Source organism: Sphingosinicella sp., from assembly GCF_052388015.1.
Lineage (GTDB): Bacteria > Pseudomonadota > Alphaproteobacteria > Sphingomonadales > Sphingomonadaceae > Allosphingosinicella.
In genome coordinates this window covers 1-14391 of record NZ_JBQTIN010000056.1, presented here as the reverse complement: position 1 = coordinate 14391, position 14391 = coordinate 1, and the positions used below count along the sequence as shown (strand labels likewise).

Sequence of the window (14391 nt, the reverse complement as noted above, 5' to 3'; positions counted from 1 at the left end):
TCCATCGTCGCCATGGCGAGGCCGGCGCCGTTGACCATGCAGCCGATATTGCCGTCCAGCTTGATGTAGGCGAGGTCGTGCTTCGCGGCCTCGACCTCCATCGGGTCCTCCTCGGTCACGTCGCGGAGCGCCTCGAGATCGGGATGACGGAATTCGGCGTTGGAATCGAAGCCGACCTTGGCGTCGAGCACGAGCAGCTCATTCTTGTCGGTGATCGCCAGCGGGTTGATCTCGATCTGGCTGGCGTCGAGTGCGACAAAGGCGTCGTGGAGCAGTTTCGCGACCTTCTGCGCCTGCTTGGCGAGATCGCCCTCCAGCCCGAGCGCGAAAGCGAAGGCGCGGCCATGATGCGGCATGAAGCCGGTCGCCGGATCGATGGTCAGCGTGTGGATCTTCTCGGGCGTGTCGTGCGCGACCTCCTCGATGTTCATGCCGCCCTCGGTCGAGGCGACGAAGGCGACCCGGCCGGTGGCGCGATCGACGAGCAACGCGAGGTAGAATTCCCTGGCGATGTCGACGCCGTCGGTGACGTAGAGCCGGTTGACCTGCTTGCCCTGCGGCCCGGTCTGGATGGTGACGAGCGTGTTGCCAAGCATGTCCGACGCCGCCGCACGGACTTCCTCGGACGTATGCGCCAGGCGGACACCGCCTTTGGCGTCGGGGCCAAGCTCCTTGAACTTGCCCTTGCCGCGCCCGCCGGCATGGATCTGCGCCTTCACGACATAAAGCGGCCCGGGCAGCTGCGCGGCGGCCGCCACCGCCTCGTCGACGCTCATCGCGGCATGGCCGGCCGGCACCGGCACGCCATGTTTGGCGAGCAATTCCTTGGCCTGATATTCGTGGATGTTCATGGGGCGCGGCTAAAGCATAGCAGGCCACACGAATCCACCCCCGCCGCCCGCCTCGGCGGTAGCGCCGGAAGTTTCATAAGTTTCAGCTTCCCTGAGGAGAAAAAAGTTCCTCTGCCGGACGGCGCCCTGCGGCGAAACCTGCGTATGAGTAGATCGACGCATGAAGCCATCTGAACCAAAGCCGCCCGTGTAGGAAAGCGGGAATCGAGGATCCGGGCTTGCCGGCCTTCAGTCGAAATCGCCGCTGCGAGCGCGCGCCAAACGCCATTCGGCCGCTTCGACAACCGCTTTTGGAAATCGGACAGGATGCCGAAGAATAACCGCTTCGAAGCTGAGCTCCAGCCGGCCAGCTTTGGCGAGCGTCCTCAGCCCCTTCTGGATGCGCGCCTCCGACATCAGCCGCCCGAGCGCCGTAACTGAACCTAGTTGTTCGAGCATCCTGTGCGTATAGGCCGCGTAGCCGCCGATGAGCCGCTCATATTCGCGCACGGCTTCGGCGATCTCGCGGTCAAGCGCATCATCCTCCATGCTCATCCTCGAGCGCCCAGAGCGGCGCCTCCAGCGCTTCGGCGAGCTTGCGGCGCGTCTCGCGCGAGCCATAGCCGCCGCCCCGCTCGATGCGGCTGATCCAGACCTGGCTGAGCTTGGTCTTGCGGGCCAGCGCCGCCTGACTGAGACGCCGATAGCGACGCCATGCGGCAACGGGGTGGAGATTTTCGTCGAGGATCATATCCAGCACGTCACCCGGCATCGTCCCCTCGCCGGCTTCGATCCGCGCCAATGTCCGCTGCGCCTCAGCCAGATCCTCGCCTTCCTCCGCTAGCAGCTTGAGCCGGGCGTAATCGGCAGCCGGAAGTATCACCATCTCGGTGCCGTCTGGGGCGGAGAAGGTCTGCGGCTCGTAGTTCATGCCATCCTCATTCATAGGACGATCCGCGAGAAGCGATTTTCACAACCGACAGCACTCGCAAGTCATCAGTGTAAATTACGCGCCAATCGCCGACGCGCAGACGCAGCAATCCCGCATGGCCCTTCAACGCCTTGATGTTGTTGGCGAGCGCCTCGGGATCGCGCGCCAGCAAGGCAATCTTTTCGCGTATTCGCGCGGATGTCGCCCGATCGATGCGCCGCAGCGTTCGTTGCGCATCGCGGCTGTAGACGATCCGCTTCGACATTGCTTGCCCAGATATAACGATTTGACATGTTTGTCTATATCAAAATATATCACCTTAGGCCGCCCGGCCGATCGCCTTCTGCCGGCGCCGATGCACTGAGCTCCCCAGCCCGATCGCCTCGCGATATTTGGCGACGGTGCGGCGCGCGATGTCGAAGCCTTCGCCTTTGAGCATGTCGACGAGCGTATCGTCGGAGAGAATGGCGTCCGGCGCCTCGGCGGCGATCAGCGCCTTGATCCGGCTCTTCACCGCTTCCGACGACGCGGCGTCGCCGCCGTCGGACGACTGGATGCCGCTGGTGAAGAAATATTTGAGCTCGAACAGGCCGCGCTCACAGGAGAGATATTTGTTCGAGGTGACCCGGCTGACGGTCGATTCGTGCATGCCGATCGTCTCGGCGATCTGGCGCAAGGTGAGCGGCTTCAGCTGCGAGACGCCGTGGCGGAAGAAGCCGTCCTGCCGGGTGACGATCTCGCTCGCCACCTTGACGATCGTCCGGGCGCGCTGGTCGAGCGCCTTCAGCAGCCAGTTGGCGCTTTGCAAACATTCGTTGAGCCAGGCCTTGGACTGCTTGTCCTGCGGGCCGCCGGCGAGCTCGTTATAATAGACCCGGTTGACGAGCAGCCGCGGCAAGGTGGCGCTGTTCAATTCGACCGCCCAGCCGTTCTTGCCCCTGGTGACGAAGACGTCGGGGACGACCGTATCGGACCGCTCGGACGCGGCGGTGAAGCGGCAGCCGGGCTTGGGATCATAAGCGCGCAGCTCGGCGATCATGTCCGCCATGTCCTCGTCGTCGACCTGGCAGATCCGCTTCAGGGCGGCGAGATTGCCCTTGGCGAGATAATCGAGATTGGCGATCAGCCGCGCCATCGCCGGATCGTAGCGGTCCGCCTCCTTCGCCTGGAGCGCGAGGCATTCGGCCAGGTTGCGGGCGCCGATCCCGGCCGGATCGAAGGTCTGCACGACCGCGAGAATCTGCTCGACCTCGACAAGCGGGACGCCGAGCCGCTGCGCGATCGCCAGCAGCTGGCCGGTGAAATAGCCGGTTTCCTCGATCTCGAAGATGATCGCCTCGGCGACGAGCAACTCGCCGCCGCTCAGCGCCTCGCCGGCCTGGGCGATCAGATGCTCGTGCAGCGACGGGGAGCCGCCTTCGAAAGCGTCGAAATCCGGCCCCTCGCCGTCATGGCCGCCCCCGCCGATTTCGCCCAGGCCCAGGTCCGGCCCGGTCATGCGATCAGCGGCGCTGTCCTGATGGAAATCCTCGCCGTCATGATCGACGTCGAGCGCCGCCTCGCCGCTGGCGGCGTCCGCCGTCGGTGCGGCGTCGAAATCGTCGAAATCGTCAGCATCGAAGTCCGTGTCAGGCTCGGCGGGGGGGTCTGCCTCGGCCGGCGGCGTGTCGCCCTCCTCGCGCGCGGCCTCGAGCAACGGATTCTTCTCGATCTCCTCGGCGATGAAGCTCTCGATCTCGAGATTCGACAGCGCGAGCAGGCGGATCGCCTGCTGCAGCTGCGGCGTCATCACCAAAGATTGCGATTGCCGAAGTTCGAGGCGGGGCCCGAGCGCCATGGGAAATCAGCTCATCAGATTCCGTTCGCCCTAGGCCTGTCGAAGGGCCTTCTTTCTTCCGGCGACGGGAAGAAGGAATGGGCTTCGACAGGCCCAGCCCGAACGGGGAGAAGCAAAGCCGGCGCCGTCATAACTCGAAGCTCTCGCCGAGGTAGAGGCGGCGGACATTCTCGTCGGCGACGAGGTCCTCAGGGCTGCCGGCGAACAGGACCTGGCCGCCATAGATGATGCAGGCGCGGTCGACGATCTCCAGCGTCTCGCGGACATTATGGTCCGTGATGAGGACGCCGATGCCGCGCGTCTTCAATTGGGCGATGAGATCGCGAATGTCCTGGATCGAGATCGGATCGATGCCGGCGAAGGGCTCGTCGAGCAGCATGATCGAGGGCTTGGCGGCGAGCGCGCGGGCGATCTCGCAACGGCGACGCTCGCCGCCCGAAAGCGCCATGGCGGGGGCGTCGCGAAGCCGCTCGATATGGAATTCGGCGAGCAGCTCCTCCAGCCGCTCCTCGCGCGCGCGCCGGTCCGGCTCGGCGATCTCGAGCACCGCCATGATGTTCTGGCTGACGGTGAGGCCGCGGAAGATCGAGGTTTCCTGCGGCAGATAGCCGAGGCCCAGGATCGCGCGGCGGTACATCGGCAGGCCGGTTATGTCCTCGCCGTCCAGCAGGATGCGGCCCGAATCCGGCTTCACCAGGCCCATGATCGAATAGAAGCAGGTCGTCTTGCCGGCGCCGTTGGGGCCGAGCAGGCCGAGCACCTCGCCGCGGTCGACGCCGAGGCTGACGTCGGTCAGCACCGCTTTCTTGTCATAGGATTTGGCGATCGACACCACCGCGAGGCCGTGCGTCATCGCCTCCAGCGCCGCATCCGCGGCCGGGCGTTCGACGGCGAGGGTCTCGTTCATTCAGGCTCCGGCTATCGCGCTGAATCGGTTAGGCGATCAGGCCCAAGAATGGCAAGAGTCTTGCATGGAAAACGGACGACGGGGCGGAACGGCTCAGCCGCCGGTCCGCCGGGGCACGGTGAAGCGGCCGGTGACGCGCCCGGTCTGGCCCGGCGCGCCGGGGGCGCCGCCGTCCATCACCGCCCGGCCGCTGTTGAGATCGATCACCAGCCGGCCGCCGCGCAGGTTGGAATCGCCGCGGGTGAGGACGACGCCGCCGATCATCGTCACCAGCCGCCGGCCGGTGTCGTAGATCGCGAACTGGCCGCGCGCCGTTTCGGACGGGCTGCGCAGCGTGACGCCGCCCGACGCCTCGACCCGCTCGACCTCGATCCCGCCGGCATTGGCATAAGCGACGGTAATCCGGCTGGCGCTCAGGTTCATATTGCCCTGCCGGACCTGGACGTTGCCGGAGAAGATCGCCCGGTCGGCCCGGTCCTGAACCTCGATCCGGTCGGCGGCGACGTCGATCGGCGCATTGGTGTCGTGGCCCTTCAGCGCCGACGCGCCGCCCTGCCCGGCGGCGGGCTGGATCGCGGCGAGCGCGGCGCAGCATCCGGCGGTCAGGCCGAGCGCGGCCCAGCGCAGGCGGCTCATCTGATCGCTCCCTGGACAATGTGGAGCCGCGGCCGGCCGGTCAGCACCACGGTGCGGCTGCCGAGATCGGCCTCCAGCCGGCCGCCCGAGAAGCGGCCCAAAGGCATCTGGCCCTCGACGCTGCCCTGACTCGCCAGCCGCCGGCCGCGCAGATCGACGACGACGTCATGGGTGACCATCCGGTAGCCGTTCGCCGCGGACAACAGGATCGGGCCGATCACCTGCACCCGCTCCTGGCTGGTGTCGTAGCGGGCGCGGCCGGCCTCGATCCGGGCCGGACCGTTGTCGAGCTGAAGCTCGGCGCTCATCCCGGCCATCTCCACGATCGGTACCCGGGAGCTTTGCTGGAGCGCCTGCCTGGCGTTGAGCACGAACAGCCGGCCCTGATTGTCCTGCCCCCGATATTGCGCCGCCTGGACCCGCATCCTTTCCTCGGCGCGGCCGACATCCTCCTTCTTGAGCAGGAAGCTGACTTCCTGCTTCTCCTCGAGCGGGGCGAAGACGAGAAAGGCCAGGACGATGCCGATCAACGCCGGCAGCGCGATCTTCATGATCCCGATCAGCCGGTCGTGCGCCGCCCCGGGCCGCGCCCAGCCGCGCTTGATCGCGGCGTCGCGGACGGCCGCCTCAGACATGGGCGAAAATGTCCTGCTCGGGCCAGCCGGCGAGATCGAGCGCGGCGCGATGGGGGAGGAAATCGAAGCAGGCCCGGGCCAAAGCGGTGCGCCCTTCGCGGGCCAGGCGCTCGTCGAGCTTCTCCCTGAGCTGGTGGAGGTAGCGCACGTCGGCCGCGGCATAATCCTTCTGCGCGTCGGAAAGCTCCGGCGCGCCCCAGTCCGAGGTCTGCTGCTGCTTGGAGATTTCCTGCCCCAGCAGCTCGCGCACCAGATCCTTGAGCCCGTGCCGGTCGGTGTAGGTGCGGACCAGCCGCGAGGCCGTCTTGGTGCAATAGACCGGCGCGGCGATGATTCCGAGATAGGCCTGGATCGAGGCGAGATCGAAGCGGGCGAAATGATAGAGCTTCAGCCGCGCCGGATCGGCGAGCACCGCCCTGAGGTTCGGCGCCGCATAATCGCTGCCGGGCGAAAAGCGGACGAGATGCTCGTCGCCGCGCCCGTCGGCGATCTGGACGACGCACAGCCGGTCGCGCCCGAGCGCGAGCCCCATCGTCTCGGTATCGACCGCGACCGCGCCGTCGCCAAGCGCATCGGCCGGCAGGTCTTCCTCGTGGAAATGAACAGCCATCGTCCCCGGCAGATAGGCGCAAGCGCCTGAACGCTCAATGCCTTCGCGGCCGGCGGGCTTGATCGCCCGGCCCGAGCATCTAGAGGAAGCGGCCAGCCAGAACGGGGGATACCCATGCCGAGCGGCCTCGCCGCCCTTCTCGACGACGTCGCCGCGATCGCCAAGCTCGCCGCGGCCTCGGTCGACGATGTCAGCCTCGCGGCCGGCCGCGCCGGCGCCAAGGCGGCGGGGGTGGTGATCGACGATGCGGCGGTGACGCCGCGCTATGTCACCGGCTTCACCCCGGAGCGCGAGCTGCCGATCATCTGGCGGATCGCCAAGGGCTCGCTGAAGAACAAATTGCTGTTCATCCTGCCGGTCGCGCTGCTGCTCAGCGCTTTTCTGCCCTGGGCGATCACGCCGATCCTGATGGTCGGTGGCGCCTATCTCTGCTTCGAGGGGGCGGAGAAGGTGATCGAGAAGCTGCGCGACATCGCGAAAAGTGAAGGCGAAGAGCTGGCCGAGGAGGTGGCGACGCTCAATGCCTCCGACCATGAGGAAGTGATGGTCGCCGGCGCGATCCGGACCGACTTCATCCTCTCGGCCGAGATCATGGCGATCGCGCTTGCCGAGCTGGCCTCGGGCGGCGCGCTGGCCGACGTCGGTGAAGGCCTGCCACCCGTCGTCGCCCAGGCGCTGGCGCTGGGGATCGTGGCGGTCGCGATCACGATCGGCGTCTACGGCGTCGTCGGGCTGATCGTGAAGATGGACGATATCGGCCTGCACATGGCGAAGGAGGGATCGGCTGCCCGCCGCGCGATCGGCCGCGGCCTCGTCCATGCGATGCCGAAGCTGCTTTCGGGCCTCGCGCTGATCGGAACGGCGGCGATGCTCTGGGTGGGCGGCCAGATCATCGTTCATGGCGTGGGCCTGCATCCCGCCGACTGGGTCGGCGCGCATGGCGGCATCGTCGAATGGGCTGCGGACGCGGGGATCAGCGGCCTGATCGGTTTCGCGATCGGCGCGGTGATCGTCGCCCTCCATCATGGCTTCGCGCACATGCGCGGCGGCCATGGCGCGGCGCCCGAAGAAGGCTGAGTCGAAAGAGCCTCGCCCACAGGAGCGTTTTCGGTTATGGATTCGCCCGACGTGCCGGCCGTTCCGGCGCGGCGGCCTTTTCGCGCTTTGCCCGGCGCGGCGGTTCTGACAGGGGATTGGGCGCGGGAAGTGTTTAAGCAAGATGGGTTTCAACAGAGGCGGCCGCGGCGAGCGCGGAGGACGCGGCAGAGACAAGCGCGACAATATCGGCGGTGACGATTTCGGCGGCGCCGAGCGCGGCGGCTTCGGCGGCGGCGATCGTTATGGCGGCGGGGGCGGCTATGGCGGCGACCGATTCGGCGGTGGCGGCGGCGATCGCTTCGGCGGCGGCGGCGGCGGCGGCGGATATCGTGGCGGCGGCGGTGGAGGCGGCTTCGGCGGCCCGCGCGGCGGCGGCGGAATGCCGCCCCAGGTCGTCGGCGAGGCCAAGGGCATCGTCAAGTTCTTCAACCCGCACAAGGGCTTCGGCTTCATCACCCGCGACGATGGCGGCGAGGATGTGTTCGTGCACATCTCGGCGGTCGAGCAGGCCGGGCTGCAGGGCCTGGCGGAAGGCCAGCCGCTGGAATTCACCCTCGTCGATCGCGGTGGCCGCATTTCGGCCACCGATCTCAAGATCGACGGCGATCCGTTGCCGGTCGAGAATCGGGGCGGCGACGCCGCCGGTGCGCGCGGCGGCGGGCCGCAGCGCCAGCTGACCGGCGAGAAGGCGTCGGGCACGGTCAAGTTCTTCAACGCGACCAAGGGCTTCGGCTTCATCACCCGCGACGACGGCCAGCCGGACGCGTTCGTCCACATTTCGGCGGTCGAACGGGCGGGCATGATCTCCCTCAATGAGGGCGACCGGGTCGAGTTCGAGCTGGAGGTCGACCGGCGCGGCAAGACGGCGGCGGTGAACCTGGTCCCGATCCAGTAGCATGGGCGTCGCCGCCGCGTTGCTGCTCGCGCTTCAGACCGCCACGCCAGGGACGCTGACCTTTGACGTCCGCTGCATGATCGCGCTCGGCCAGATGTCCCAATCCGGGGATCAGACCGCGCGCAGCGCGGCCAGCACCGCCTCGCAATATTTTTTCGGGCGGATCGACGGCCGGGTTCCCGACGCCGAGCTGGAAGCGGCGATCTGGCGCGAGACGCGTAATATGCGCGAGGACGAGGGCACGCGGATCATTCCGGCCTGCGCTGAATATATGCAGGCGCGCGGCCAGCGGCTGGTGGACGTCGGCAACCGGATCGGTGCGCGCGAAGGGCAGCCCACCCGCCGGTGAATCATGCCTACCGGAACGTAAACCAGTTCCGGCGAGCCATCTTCCATGATTGCCGCTTAATTGGAGCGGCATGGAAAGCGTGCTCATCGCCGCCCTTTTGGCGGCTTCACCCCTTGCTGCGCCAGGCGAGAACGCCGGCCCGGCACTGGACCGTCAGTGCTTCGGCCTGATGGCGTCGCTGGCCGGGGACGAAGATCCCCGCCTCAGCGCCGCCGGTCAGGTCGCGGCGCAATATTTCCTCGGGCGGATCGACGCCGGGGCCTCGGATTTCGATCCGGATGCCGCGGCGGACGCGGCGCCGGCAAGCGATGCGGCCCGCGCCGCATTGCTCCGCCGGTGCGGCGCGGCCATGCCGGTGCGCGACTTCCGCGCGCTCGGCGAGGCGCTCGCCCCGCCCGTGTCGCACCCGACGGCCTAGACCATGATCGCTTCAGGCTGCTCCAGCCTGAAGCGTGGATCATGGTCTCGTTATTGGCTCTAGGTCGCCAGCTTCAGCAGCGTATCGATCCGGTCCGCCTCGGCGGCCGGCTTGTCGGTGCGAATCCGGGCGATGCGCGGGAAGCGCATCGCGAGGCCGGACTTGTGCCGTTTGCTCAAGTGGATCGAATCGAACGCCACCTCGAGCACGAGCGTCTTCTCGACCTCGCGCACCGGGCCGAAGCGATTGAGCGTGTGGTTGCGGACGAAATGGTCGAGCCATTTCAGCTCCTCGTCGGTGAAGCCGAAATAGGCCTTGCCGACCGGGAGCAGCTCGCCGTCATCGGTCCAGCAGCCGAACGTGTAATCGGAATAGAATGACGAGCGCTTGCCGCTGCCGCGCTGCGCATACATCAGCACGCAATCGGCGGTGAGCGGATCGCGCTTCCATTTGTACCAGAGGCCGGTCTTGCGGCCGGTGACGTACGGGCTGTCGCGCCGCTTCAGCATTACGCCTTCGATGGCCGCGTCGCGGGCGCCGGCGCGGATTTCCTCCAACGCCTCGAAATCGGCCGCGTCTATCGTCGCCGACAGATCGAAGCGCTCGGGATCGAGGCGCGGTACGAAGGCTTCGAGCCGCGCGCGCCGCTCGGCCCAGGGCAGGGCGCGCAAATCCTCATCGCCATCGAACAGGATGTCGTAGAGCCGGACGAAGGCGGGATAGTCGCCGAGCATCTTCACCGAGACCTGCTTGCGGCCCAACCGCTGCTGGAGCGCGTTGAAGCTCGCCGCCCCGGCCGCTTCCAGCCCGCCGCCCTGCGTATCGCCGCGCACGAGCAACTCGCCGTCGAGCACGCCGTCGACGTCGAACGCTTCGGCCACGTCGGGAAAGCTTCGCGAGATAACGTCCCCGGCGCGGCTGTAGAGCCGGGTCTCGCCGCCGGCGCGGACGAGTTGGACGCGGATGCCATCCCATTTCCACTCCGCGGCATAATCCTCCATCGAGATACGCAGCTCGTCGAGCGGATGGGCGAGCATGAACGGGCGGAAGACGGGGACGTCGTGGGCCATCGGCTGCTCGCCTTTGCCCTCGGCCCAGGCGAAGATCGGGAGATAAGGCGGATCGATGCCGTGCCAGACCTCCTCCAGCGCATCGATTTCGAGATCGAACGCCTGGGCCAGCGCGACCTTGGCGAGTCGGGCGGAAACGCCGATCCTGAGCGCGCCGGTGGCGAGCTTCAGCAGCGCGAAACGCCCGCTGGGATCGAGATGATCGAGCATGTGCGCCAACGCCGCCGGCGCCTCCGACTTTCCCAGGGTCGCCAGCCGCTCGACCATCGCGGACAGCCGCAACGTGCCGTCGTCGAGGTCGCAGGCCTCTTCGGGCTTCGGCCAGAGCAGCGACACCGTCTCGGCCATGTCGCCGACATAGTCGCGGCTCATCCGGAACAGCACCGGATCGACCCGCTCATCGACCAGCGCCCGGATCACGGCCGGCTTGACGCCCGGCAGATCGAGCTCGCCGGTCAGCGCCGCGAGCGCGTAGCCGCGGTCCGGATCGGGCGCACGGAGAAGATAGTCGCCGATTAGCTTCAGCTTCGCGGTGCGCGAGCGGGTGTAGACGAGCGCGTCGAGCAGCTGGGAGAAATCGCGCATGCGGCGGCGCTTGTTTCGCTTATCGCGAACGCGCGCAAGGGCTTGCGCTAGATCAGCCGGAGGGCGCTGAGCCCAGTCGCGATTCCGGCGAAAAGGAAAAGTACCGCGCTGATCAGGCGGATCGCGCGGAGCGGAACGGCTTTCGCCAGCGTGTCGCCGAGCAAGACGGCGGGAATGCAGGCGGCGAGGGCACCAGCGGAGGCGCCGGCCGCGGCAAGCAGCGGCGCATCGAAGCGGGCGGCGAGGGCGAAGGTGATGAAAGGGGTCCGGTCGCCGACCTGGGCGGCCAGCGCCATCACGAACGCGGCTAAGATCAGCGGCAGTCGGAGCGAGCCCGGATCAGGCATCCGCCGCCGGAACAGACCGGCAAGCCCGGCCAAGCCGAGCGCGAGGGCGACGAGCAGACCCGCCGCGCGGATCGACATCAGCCCGACCAGTGCGCCGCCGGCAAAGCCCCCGAGCAGGCTCGCCGCGACCACGGCAACGGCAATGCCGGCGAAAGCCGTACCAGGGCGCGCGGTGCGCGCGGCGAGGACGGCAAGCAGCAATTGCGTCCTGTCGCCCCATTCGCCGAGGAAGGCGGCGACGAAGCTGGCAACCAATGCGTCCATGAAGATCGTGTAGCGCCTTCAGGCGCTGAGACGGACCGAGATCGAGGCAATCATCCGCGTTCCCGCGTCGTCATCGGCCGCGCCGCAGCCGATCGCGTCCCTGAGACGCTCGAAATAGAGGCCGGCCGGGCAGCCGCGCGGCTCGGCGCGGACGGCGCGCTCGAAGGCGTCGGCGACGCAGACGACCGGGATCATGCCATAGGCCCCGGCAACCGTGCGGATCGTGGCGATGCCCTGAACTAGCTCGCGCACCGTCATTCGCTGCGCGGCGGCGCTGAGGCTGTCGAGCCGGTCGCACAATTCCGCGCGGATGATGGTCATTCCGTCGATATCGCCCCGCATTGGTCCAGCCCCCAGGCCTTTGTCCGGCGCGACCATCGACGATTATGGTTACCGTCGCGTTAACCCGCCGCGATCGGGCGCTGAGCAGGTGCGAATTGCCCCCGGCAATCCGGTGCCGTGTCTGGGAGAGCGCAGGTGCGCGGCAGTCCGGGGGACTGCCGGAAGCCGCAGCTCGGCTGCGAAGCAGCCGTGGGCGACCTGCTCACTTGACAGAATCGCCCTGCGGCGGCAGAGGGCGCGGCAACGGAGGCGGCGGTTTCGCCGCTTTATTTTTTCATGTCTGAGAAAGAGGCCCGCCATGGCCAAGCCGACCACGGTCAAGATCAAGCTCGTCAGCACCGCCGATACGGGCTTTTATTATGTCACCAAGAAGAATCCGCGGAACATCACCGAGAAGATGACCTTCCGGAAATACGATCCCGTCGCGCGCAAGCACGTCGAGTTCAAGGAAGCGAAGATCAAGTGACGCGCGACCTTAGGGCGTCTCGCCCTTAGGTCCCGCGTCATCCCGGCCCTTCGACGCCGCCCGCGGCGTCGCTCTGGATAAACTGCGGCCGGGATCCAGCTTTCCTTCTTCTGTTTCCGCGCCTGCGGCGCCTGGGCCCCGGCCTTCGCCGGGGAGCAACGCGGGCTCATCCACCACCGGCTCCTGCGCCGCCTCCAGCAGCACGCGCACCGCCTCGACGAAGCGAACCACCGAGATCGGCTTCGAGACATAGCCTTCCGCGCCGGCGTCGCGGATCCGCTCCTCATCGCCGCGCGCGGCATAAGCGGTGACCGCCATGATCGGCGTGGCCTTCAGTTCCTCGTCGCCTTTGATCTCCTCGATCAGCTCCAGGCCGCTGACATAAGGCATCTGGATATCCATGATGATGAGATCGGGCGCGAAGGCGCGCGCGCTGGCCACCGCCTCGCGCCCGTCGCGCACCGGCTCGGCTACATAATCGTGCGCGCGCAGCAGGTCGCAGAACAGCTTCAAATTGAGCTCGTTGTCCTCGACAACCAGGATTTTCTGCGCCACGGCGCCATCCCTAGAAGATGGCGGACGATCCGACAAATGACGCGGCGCTGGCGCTCCACGCGCTCGGCTGGACGCTGGGCGACGACGTCCGCGCGGACCGCTTCCTGGCGCTCACCGGCCTCGCTCCGGAGGACTTGCGCGCACGGCTCGGCGAGCCGGAAATGCTCGCCGCGGCGCTGCGTTTCCTCGAGGCGCACGAGCCCGATTTGATCGCCTGCGCGGCAGCGATCGGCGTCGCGCCGGCGAGCCTGCCCGAGGCACGGCGGCGGCTGGAGGCATGAGCCGCCCGCTCTTCATCAGCGATTGCGACGAGGTGATCCTCCGCTTCATGCCGCATTTCGCCGAATGGATCGACGAGACGACCGACTTGCGGCTGCGGCTCGATGCGCCGAGCTTCGCCGGGGCGCTGACCAGCAAGAGCGGCGCCCATGTGCCGGAGGAGCGGATCTGGGCGTTGCTCGACCTCTTCTTCGAGCGCGAGATGCACCGACAGAATGTCGTTCCCGGCGCGGTTTCAGCACTCGCCGCGATCGCGGACCAAGCCGAGATCGTCATCCTCACCAATATCGGCGATGACTATCAGGCCAACCGCGTGGAACAGCTCGCCGCGTTCGACATCCGCCACCGGGTGCTGTGCAACCAGGGCGGCAAGGGGCGGCCGGTCCGCGAGCTGATCGACGAGCTGCGGCCGCCGGCCACCGTCTTCGTCGACGACCTTCCGGTCCATCACGAATCGGTGCTGAAGCACGCGCCGGAGGTCTGGCGGCTGCACATGGTCGCCGAGCCCAATATGGCGAAGCTCTGGCCGCCGGCGCCGCATGCCCATGCCCGGATCGACGATTGGGACGCGGCCTTGCCCTGGATTCTCGAAAGGCTCGCCGGCGCGCCCGCGGAGCAGCACGGATGAGCAAGACGATCTTCATCACCGGCGCGACAGCCGGCATCGGCGCGGCGGCGGCGCGGCGCTTCGTCCGCGACGGCTGGTGCGTGATCGGCACCGGCCGGCGCGTGGAGCGGCTCGACGAATTGAAGGCCGAGCTGGGCGACGCGTTCGAGCCGCTCGCGCTCGACATGCGCGACATCGACGCCCTGGCGCCGGTCGCGCAGACCCATCCCGACGTCGATGTGCTGCTCAACAATGCCGGCCTGCCGCCGCCGCTGAGCACGCTGCGGGACAGCGCCTTCGCGGACCTCGACACCGCGATCCAGACCAACATCACCGGGCTGGTCGCGCTCACCCGGGCGATGCTGCCCGGCCTGATCGCGCGCAAGGGAGCGGTGATCAACCTCTCCTCGGTCGCGGCGAGCTATCCCTATCGCGGCGGCGCGGTCTATGCCGGGACGAAAGCGTTCGTCCGGCAATTCTCGCTCGATCTGCGCGCCGATCTGCACGGCGCAGGGGTGCGCGTCACCTCGATCGAGCCGGGCATGGTCGAGACGGAATTCACCCTCGTCCGCACGGGCGGCGACCAGGCCGCGTCCGACACGCTCTATGCCGGCATGAACCCGCTGACCGCCGAGGATATCGCCGAAACGATCTGGTGGGTCGCGACCCTGCCGCCGCACGTCAACATCAACGCGCTCGAGCTGATGCCGGTCAACCAGAGCTTCGCCGG

20 protein-coding genes and 1 pseudogene are annotated in these 14391 nt (G+C 67.6%); 8 read left to right on the top strand and 13 right to left on the bottom strand.

The genetic code is table 11. The features are described from left to right. The 9 genes from sucC to ACT4N3_RS04965 all read right to left on the bottom strand — a co-directional run. The coding region (gene sucC / locus ACT4N3_RS05005; protein ID WP_444854109.1) for an ADP-forming succinate--CoA ligase subunit beta at positions 1-851 on the bottom strand (851 nt) is incomplete at its 3' end. Positions 852-1079: 228 nt separating this feature from the next. Next, complete coding sequence (locus tag ACT4N3_RS05000) at positions 1080-1340, bottom strand: hypothetical protein (RefSeq protein ID WP_444854108.1); 261 nt, start codon at positions 1338-1340, stop codon at positions 1080-1082. A gap of 28 nt (positions 1341-1368) precedes the next feature. Beyond that, positions 1369-1761, bottom strand: a complete 393-nt coding sequence (locus ACT4N3_RS04995) for a helix-turn-helix domain-containing protein (RefSeq protein WP_444854107.1) — start codon at positions 1759-1761, stop codon at positions 1369-1371. Positions 1762-1768: 7 nt separating this feature from the next. Beyond that, positions 1769-2026: a type II toxin-antitoxin system RelE family toxin gene (locus tag ACT4N3_RS04990; protein WP_444854106.1), complete on the bottom strand. Its 258-nt coding sequence runs from the start codon at positions 2024-2026 to the stop codon at positions 1769-1771. Between the two features lie 54 nt (positions 2027-2080). Then, positions 2081-3598, bottom strand: coding sequence for an RNA polymerase factor sigma-54 (gene rpoN, locus ACT4N3_RS04985; RefSeq protein ID WP_444854105.1), 1518 nt, complete (start codon positions 3596-3598; stop codon positions 2081-2083). A gap of 127 nt (positions 3599-3725) precedes the next feature. Next, on the bottom strand, positions 3726-4505 hold the full coding sequence (gene lptB, locus ACT4N3_RS04980; RefSeq protein WP_444854104.1) for an LPS export ABC transporter ATP-binding protein: 780 nt from the start codon (positions 4503-4505) through the stop codon (positions 3726-3728). Between the two features lie 93 nt (positions 4506-4598). Beyond that, complete coding sequence (locus ACT4N3_RS04975) at positions 4599-5141, bottom strand: LptA/OstA family protein (protein WP_444854103.1); 543 nt, start codon at positions 5139-5141, stop codon at positions 4599-4601. After that, positions 5138-5776 (bottom strand): LPS export ABC transporter periplasmic protein LptC, encoded by a 639-nt coding sequence (locus ACT4N3_RS04970; RefSeq protein WP_444854102.1) that lies wholly within the window; start codon positions 5774-5776, stop codon positions 5138-5140. Before ACT4N3_RS04970 ends, ACT4N3_RS04975 begins: the two co-directional genes overlap by 4 nt. Then, complete coding sequence (locus ACT4N3_RS04965) at positions 5769-6386, bottom strand: ribonuclease D (protein ID WP_444854101.1); 618 nt, start codon at positions 6384-6386, stop codon at positions 5769-5771. The genes ACT4N3_RS04970 and ACT4N3_RS04965 overlap by 8 nt, the downstream gene beginning before the upstream one ends. A gap of 114 nt (positions 6387-6500) precedes the next feature. On the opposite strand from ACT4N3_RS04965, the gene ACT4N3_RS04960 reads away from it, so the two are divergent. The 4 genes from ACT4N3_RS04960 to ACT4N3_RS04945 all read left to right on the top strand — a co-directional run bounded on the left by ACT4N3_RS04960 (position 6501) and on the right by ACT4N3_RS04945 (position 9146). Then, a complete protein-coding gene (locus ACT4N3_RS04960; protein ID WP_444854100.1) occupies positions 6501-7463 on the top strand; it encodes a DUF808 domain-containing protein in 963 nt (320 codons plus the stop codon). Between the two features lie 142 nt (positions 7464-7605). Further along, positions 7606-8379 carry a cold-shock protein gene (locus ACT4N3_RS04955; protein ID WP_444854099.1) on the top strand — a complete coding sequence of 258 codons (774 nt, stop codon included), beginning with the start codon at positions 7606-7608 and terminating at the stop codon, positions 8377-8379. Position 8380: 1 nt separating this feature from the next. Continuing rightward, positions 8381-8728 (top strand): hypothetical protein, encoded by a 348-nt coding sequence (locus ACT4N3_RS04950; protein WP_444854098.1) that lies wholly within the window; start codon positions 8381-8383, stop codon positions 8726-8728. A 70-nt stretch (positions 8729-8798) separates the two neighbouring features. Further along, complete coding sequence (locus tag ACT4N3_RS04945) at positions 8799-9146, top strand: hypothetical protein (RefSeq protein WP_444854097.1); 348 nt, start codon at positions 8799-8801, stop codon at positions 9144-9146. 59 nt (positions 9147-9205) lie between these two features. Here the strand turns inward: ACT4N3_RS04945 and ACT4N3_RS04940 are convergent, their stop codons facing one another. The 3 genes from ACT4N3_RS04940 to ACT4N3_RS04930 are packed head-to-tail and all read right to left on the bottom strand — an operon-like array spanning position 9206 to position 11733. Continuing rightward, entirely contained in the window at positions 9206-10801 is a 1596-nt protein-coding gene (locus ACT4N3_RS04940) for a cisplatin damage response ATP-dependent DNA ligase (RefSeq protein WP_444854096.1), read from the bottom strand. A 47-nt stretch (positions 10802-10848) separates the two neighbouring features. Continuing rightward, positions 10849-11412, bottom strand: a complete 564-nt coding sequence (locus ACT4N3_RS04935; protein WP_444854095.1) for a TMEM165/GDT1 family protein — start codon at positions 11410-11412, stop codon at positions 10849-10851. Between the two features lie 18 nt (positions 11413-11430). After that, a complete protein-coding gene (locus ACT4N3_RS04930) occupies positions 11431-11733 on the bottom strand; it encodes a hypothetical protein (RefSeq protein ID WP_444854094.1) in 303 nt (100 codons plus the stop codon). Positions 11734-12052: 319 nt separating this feature from the next. On the opposite strand from ACT4N3_RS04930, the gene rpmG reads away from it, so the two are divergent. Next, positions 12053-12220: a 50S ribosomal protein L33 gene (gene rpmG, locus ACT4N3_RS04925; RefSeq protein WP_374407680.1), complete on the top strand. Its 168-nt coding sequence runs from the start codon at positions 12053-12055 to the stop codon at positions 12218-12220. 195 nt (positions 12221-12415) lie between these two features. Here rpmG and ACT4N3_RS04920 read toward each other — a convergent pair. Continuing rightward, positions 12416-12775, bottom strand: a pseudogene (locus tag ACT4N3_RS04920) (response regulator); the annotation flags it as partial. 17 nt (positions 12776-12792) lie between these two features. On the opposite strand from ACT4N3_RS04920, the gene ACT4N3_RS04915 reads away from it, so the two are divergent. The 3 genes from ACT4N3_RS04915 to ACT4N3_RS04905 all read left to right on the top strand — a co-directional run. After that, the gene (locus tag ACT4N3_RS04915; RefSeq protein ID WP_444854093.1) at positions 12793-13056 is read left to right on the top strand and encodes a DUF3572 family protein; all 264 of its coding nucleotides are present in this window, start codon (positions 12793-12795) and stop codon (positions 13054-13056) included. Continuing rightward, positions 13053-13682: an HAD family hydrolase gene (locus ACT4N3_RS04910; protein WP_444854092.1), complete on the top strand. Its 630-nt coding sequence runs from the start codon at positions 13053-13055 to the stop codon at positions 13680-13682. The genes ACT4N3_RS04915 and ACT4N3_RS04910 overlap by 4 nt, the downstream gene beginning before the upstream one ends. Next, positions 13679-14391 (top strand): SDR family NAD(P)-dependent oxidoreductase (locus ACT4N3_RS04905; protein WP_444854091.1); only part of this gene is annotated, 713 nt, incomplete at its 3' end. The genes ACT4N3_RS04910 and ACT4N3_RS04905, both read left to right, overlap by 4 nt.

Bases quoted from the DNA above. Each gene is read 5' to 3' on its own strand.
- ACT4N3_RS04995 (WP_444854107.1), bottom strand. From the start codon at position 1,761: ATGAACTACGAGCCGCAGACCTTCTCCGCCCCAGACGGCACCGAGATG.
- ACT4N3_RS04990 (WP_444854106.1), bottom strand. From the start codon at position 2,026: ATGTCGAAGCGGATCGTCTACAGCCGCGATGCGCAACGAACGCTGCGG.
- rpoN (WP_444854105.1), bottom strand. From the start codon at position 3,598: ATGGCGCTCGGGCCCCGCCTCGAACTTCGGCAATCGCAATCTTTGGTG.
- lptB (WP_444854104.1), bottom strand. From the start codon at position 4,505: ATGAACGAGACCCTCGCCGTCGAACGCCCGGCCGCGGATGCGGCGCTG.
- ACT4N3_RS04975 (WP_444854103.1), bottom strand. From the start codon at position 5,141: ATGAGCCGCCTGCGCTGGGCCGCGCTCGGCCTGACCGCCGGATGCTGC.
- ACT4N3_RS04970 (WP_444854102.1), bottom strand. From the start codon at position 5,776: ATGTCTGAGGCGGCCGTCCGCGACGCCGCGATCAAGCGCGGCTGGGCG.
- ACT4N3_RS04965 (WP_444854101.1), bottom strand. From the start codon at position 6,386: ATGGCTGTTCATTTCCACGAGGAAGACCTGCCGGCCGATGCGCTTGGC.
- ACT4N3_RS04960 (WP_444854100.1), top strand. From the start codon at position 6,501: ATGCCGAGCGGCCTCGCCGCCCTTCTCGACGACGTCGCCGCGATCGCC.
- ACT4N3_RS04955 (WP_444854099.1), top strand. From the start codon at position 7,606: ATGGGTTTCAACAGAGGCGGCCGCGGCGAGCGCGGAGGACGCGGCAGA.
- ACT4N3_RS04950 (WP_444854098.1), top strand. From the start codon at position 8,381: ATGGGCGTCGCCGCCGCGTTGCTGCTCGCGCTTCAGACCGCCACGCCA.
- ACT4N3_RS04945 (WP_444854097.1), top strand. From the start codon at position 8,799: ATGGAAAGCGTGCTCATCGCCGCCCTTTTGGCGGCTTCACCCCTTGCT.
- ACT4N3_RS04940 (WP_444854096.1), bottom strand. From the start codon at position 10,801: ATGCGCGATTTCTCCCAGCTGCTCGACGCGCTCGTCTACACCCGCTCG.
- ACT4N3_RS04935 (WP_444854095.1), bottom strand. From the start codon at position 11,412: ATGGACGCATTGGTTGCCAGCTTCGTCGCCGCCTTCCTCGGCGAATGG.
- ACT4N3_RS04930 (WP_444854094.1), bottom strand. From the start codon at position 11,733: ATGACCATCATCCGCGCGGAATTGTGCGACCGGCTCGACAGCCTCAGC.
- rpmG (WP_374407680.1), top strand. From the start codon at position 12,053: ATGGCCAAGCCGACCACGGTCAAGATCAAGCTCGTCAGCACCGCCGAT.
- ACT4N3_RS04915 (WP_444854093.1), top strand. From the start codon at position 12,793: ATGGCGGACGATCCGACAAATGACGCGGCGCTGGCGCTCCACGCGCTC.
- ACT4N3_RS04910 (WP_444854092.1), top strand. From the start codon at position 13,053: ATGAGCCGCCCGCTCTTCATCAGCGATTGCGACGAGGTGATCCTCCGC.